The organism is Oleiphilus sp. HI0086 (genome assembly GCF_001635225.1).
Genome location: NZ_LWFZ01000662.1, coordinates 1 through 4,460 on the forward strand (window position 1 = coordinate 1; position 4,460 = coordinate 4,460).

Sequence of the window (4,460 nt, forward strand, 5' to 3'; positions counted from 1 at the left end):
ATTTATTTCTACTACTTTTTGCAATAATCGAGCACTAAAAAAATTAGCTGTAAAATTGTGCACAAGCTTGTGTGTAAAGTTATTAATTATTTGAAATATATATATAAAGTTATTAACAGGCGGCTTATTAACCTAAAAATAGCGCTAGTAGTTACGACGTTTTACCGTTAAAATTCACCTTAATAAAAACGGTTGTATTTCCCCCCTTTCTAAATAATAGGAATAAAGTACCAAGTGCAAACTGAAGTCTGGTCTGAGTGCTTAGAAAAGCTAAAAGAAGAATTGCCTAGTCAGCAATATAATACTTGGTTAAGGCCGCTTCAGGGGGAGTGTGTTAACGGTATACTTCAATTATATGCACCGAACAAATTCGTATTGGATTGGGTTAAAGAAAAGTTCTTACAGCGTATAAACGACTTACTTAAAGATATGGGGCATGACAAAGTCATTTCTTCCGTCAATCTAAAAATTGGCAGTCTTAAAGAAGCTGATAATGGTACAAAGCTTAAAACTGAAGACAACAGAAGAAAGCCTAGCCCTGCTTCACCTAACCAACATAGTTCTCATAAGCCTCGCGAAAGTGGTCTGTCTTCATCGAAACCTGTTGAACGGCGGGTTGAAGTTGAAGGTTCAATTATAAAACACCAAAGCTTTTTAAATCCTAATTTTACTTTTGATACTTTTGTAGAAGGTAAATCTAACCAGTTAGCACGCGCTGCTTCTGTCCAGGTAGCAGAAAATCCAGGCGGAGCTTATAACCCTTTATTTCTTTATGGTGGTGTTGGTCTGGGTAAAACTCACTTGATGCATTCTGTCGGTAATGAAATCGTTAAGAAGAATCCTAATGCTAAGGTGGTTTACCTTCATTCCGAACGATTTGTTGCCGATATGGTTAAAGCTCTGCAGATTAATGCGATCAATGAATTCAAGCGATATTACCGATCTGTTGATGCTTTGCTAATCGATGATATTCAATTCTTTGCACGTAAAGAGCGTTCGCAAGAAGAGTTTTTCCATACTTTTAATGCCTTATTAGAAGGCGGTCAGCAAATGATATTGACCTGCGATCGCTACCCTAAAGAAATTGATAATATGGAAGAACGTTTGAAGTCTCGTTTTGGCTGGGGACTTACCGTTATGGTTGAGCCGCCTGAACTAGAAACCCGTGTTGCAATTTTGATGAAAAAAGCAGAGCAGACTAAGGTTAATCTTAGTAGTGAATCGGCTTTCTTTATTGCTCAAAAGATTCGCTCCAACGTTCGTGAGCTAGAAGGGGCTTTAAAACTAGTTGCTGCCAATGCTCATTTTACAGGCGAAGAGATTACTCCGGTTTTTATTCGTGAATGTCTAAAAGACTTGCTTGCTCTACATGACAAGCAAGTTAGTATAGAAAACATACAGCGAACTGTTGCTGAGTACTATAAAATAAAGGTAGCAGATTTGTTATCGAAGCGGCGTACCCGTTCAGTTACCAGACCCAGACAGATGGCTATGGCGCTTGCAAAAGAACTAACCAATCACAGCCTGCCTGAAATAGGCGATGCTTTCGGTGGCAGGGATCATACGACTGTTTTACATGCTTGTAAGAAGGTTGTTGAATTGAAGGATAATGACCCAGGTATTCGAGAAGACCACCATAACTTTATGAGAATTTTAACGACTTAAATAAGCGTTGGGTTCTCTTTAATTACTCATATACATGATAAATTACTAACAATACTCTAGATCTAAAAGAGCAGATAAAAAATGAAATTAACTATTACTCGTGAAGAAATCCTAAGTCCTCTTCAAATTATTTCGGGTGTTGTTGAGCGAAAGCAAACCATGCCTGTGCTTTCGAATATTTTGCTTGAAGCAGAACCAGGTAAAGTAGAATTAACCGGCACCAATATGGAGGTTGAGTTAGTTTGTACGCTTAATAGCGCCGCAGTCGAGACTGCTGGAAGAATTACCTTGCCTGCACGTAAGTTAGTAGATATTTGTCGCTCTTTACCAAATGATGCAGTGATTGAGCTAAGTCTGGAAGGTGAAAAGATGCACCTTCGTTCCGGTAAGAGCCACTTTACCTTAGCAACCTTGCCAGCAGATCAGTTTCCGAATACTGAAGAGTCTCCTCACGATATTGCTGTGAGTTTCATGCAGCGTGACTTTAAACAGATGCTTGACGCGACTTCTTTTGCGATGGCGCAACAGGATGTTCGCTACTACTTAAACGGCATGTTGTTAGAGCTAGGTAACCGTTACGTTCGTTTAGTTGCAACGGATGGGCATCGTCTCGCACTTTCATCTCTAGCAACAGATCTTGAGCGCGATACAGACAAGCAGGTGATTGTACCGAGAAAAGGTATTATTGAGCTCGGTCGTTTGTTATCTGACTCTGAAGACGAAGTGGTGCTTTCTATCGGTGAAAGCCATATATATTCACAGATAGGCAATTATAGATTCACTTCAAAATTGATCGATGGAAAGTTCCCTGACTATAACCGTGTTATTCCTAAGGGTGGTGACAAGGTTATGTATGCGGATAGAAGTTCGCTTAAGGATATGTTTACGCGAGCAAGTATTCTTTCACATGAAAATATTCGAGGAATTCAATTACATTTGTCTGAGAATCAATTGCAGGTGTTTGCTAATAATCCAGAGCACGAACAAGCTGAAGATTGTTTGGAAGTGGATTATCAGGGTGAAGATTTACAGATTGGATTCAATGTTAGCTATCTAATTGATGTTATGAATGTTTTGTCGAGTGAAAATATTCGAATGACGCTATTGAATGCAAATTCATCGGCTTTGATAGAGTCTTCAGAGAATGATGGAAACTTATACGTAATCATGCCGATGCGCTTATAGAGTAGGGCAGGGAAGACTCTAACAGGCGCTTCTTCATTATTAGCGTTGTAATTCAGATAGTAATATAAAAGGACAAAGCGATGGGATTGTTTACAGATACATTGAAGGGAACTTTTCGTATTGGTCAGACTACAGGCATTCTTGCTAAAACAGGTGCTCAATGGTTAATCGGTAAACGGCCACCCAATCCCAAGTTATTAAGATCTATTTTTGAAGACTTAGGTGCTACCTATATTAAGTTAGGGCAGTTTATCGCAAGTTCGCCTACTTTCTTTCCTCAAGATTACGTTGAAGAATTTCAAAACTGCTTAGATCGTACCCAGCCTTTTTCTTTTTCTGTGGCTCGAAAGATTATTGAAAATGAATTAGGTAAGCCTTTGAGTGCAGTTTATTCTTATGTTGACCCGGTTCCTTTAGCATCCGCTTCTATTGCTCAGGTTCATGCTGCCAAGCTTGTATCGGGTGAAGATGTAGTGATCAAAATTCAAAAGCCAGGTGTTGAGAATGTATTGCTTACAGACCTTAACTTTCTCTATGTCTCAGCGAGAATTATTGAACATCTGGCACCAAAGCTATCATGGACATCTATGTCTGGTGTCGTTGAAGAAATTCAGCGCACAATGATGGAAGAGTGTGATTTTATAAAAGAAGCAAATAACCTAGATGAGTTTAGCGAGTTTTTGCATAGTGCTGGCCACGAGGATGTTTGCGTTCCTAAAGTTTATCGAAGCGCTAGCTCGAGACGAGTTCTGACAATGGAACGTTTTTATGGTGTATCGCTAACTGATTTGGATACAATTCGTAAATACTGCTCCGATCCCGAAAAGACATTGATCACAGCAATGAATACCTGGTTCTCTAGTTTGACGCAGTGTGCCTTTTTCCACGCTGATGTTCATGCAGGTAACTTAATGGTTCTCGAAGATGGTCGTATCGGCTTTATCGACTTTGGTATTGTAGGTCGTATTAACCCTGGCACCTGGGAAGCTGTTTCAGACTTTATATCAGCGATTATGATTGGAAACTTTGAGGGTATGGCTGATGCGATGATTCGCATTGGTGTCACAGATAAAGATGTCATTGTTGATGACTTAGCAAACGATTTACGTCGAGTGTTTAATAAACTAGATGTGATGGTCCCCGATACAGCGATGTTCGAGACGCAGGGTGAAGATGATATTAATAATGTGCTAATGGATATGGTTAAGGTTGGTGAGCAGAATGGTATCCACTTCCCTAGAGAATTTGCTTTGTTATTAAAGCAATTTTTGTATTTCGATCGCTATGTTCATATATTAGCGCCTGAGCTAGATATGTTTGTTGATGATCGACTGAATATGCTTCATTAGAATATGGCACATCATTTATGGTTCTATGTCCTTTTTCGTAGAGCCTTTAGTTAATTTATGTCCTTATCGTCAATATCAATAAAGAGCGTTCGAAACCTCCACGATCTGAGTGTTTCTTTTAGTAAGTCTTTAAATTTTATCTGGGGCGAAAATGCATCGGGTAAAACCAGCTTACTTGAGTCAATTTATTTACTCTCTACAGGGCGCTCTTTCCGTACCCGCCATATCGATAATATTATAAATAGTGACGCCAAGAGTAGA

Annotated in this window: 4 protein-coding genes; all 4 read left to right on the forward strand. The window is 39.3% G+C overall.

What is annotated here, in order from left to right; translation table 11 throughout:
* Positions 1 to 234 precede the first annotated feature (234 nt).
* Positions 235 to 1,665 (forward strand): chromosomal replication initiator protein DnaA, encoded by a 1,431-nt coding sequence (dnaA, locus tag A3756_RS09580; protein ID WP_068553410.1) that lies wholly within the window; start codon positions 235 to 237, stop codon positions 1,663 to 1,665.
* An 81-nt stretch (positions 1,666 to 1,746) separates the two neighbouring features.
* Complete coding sequence (gene dnaN / locus A3756_RS09585; protein WP_068507320.1) at positions 1,747 to 2,850, forward strand: DNA polymerase III subunit beta; 1,104 nt, start codon at positions 1,747 to 1,749, stop codon at positions 2,848 to 2,850.
* Positions 2,851 to 2,930: 80 nt separating this feature from the next.
* Positions 2,931 to 4,199 (forward strand): AarF/ABC1/UbiB kinase family protein, encoded by a 1,269-nt coding sequence (locus A3756_RS09590; protein WP_068553411.1) that lies wholly within the window; start codon positions 2,931 to 2,933, stop codon positions 4,197 to 4,199.
* A 57-nt stretch (positions 4,200 to 4,256) separates the two neighbouring features.
* A partial coding sequence (locus A3756_RS25985) for an AAA family ATPase (RefSeq protein ID WP_156490387.1) occupies positions 4,257 to 4,460 on the forward strand: 204 nt, incomplete at its 3' end.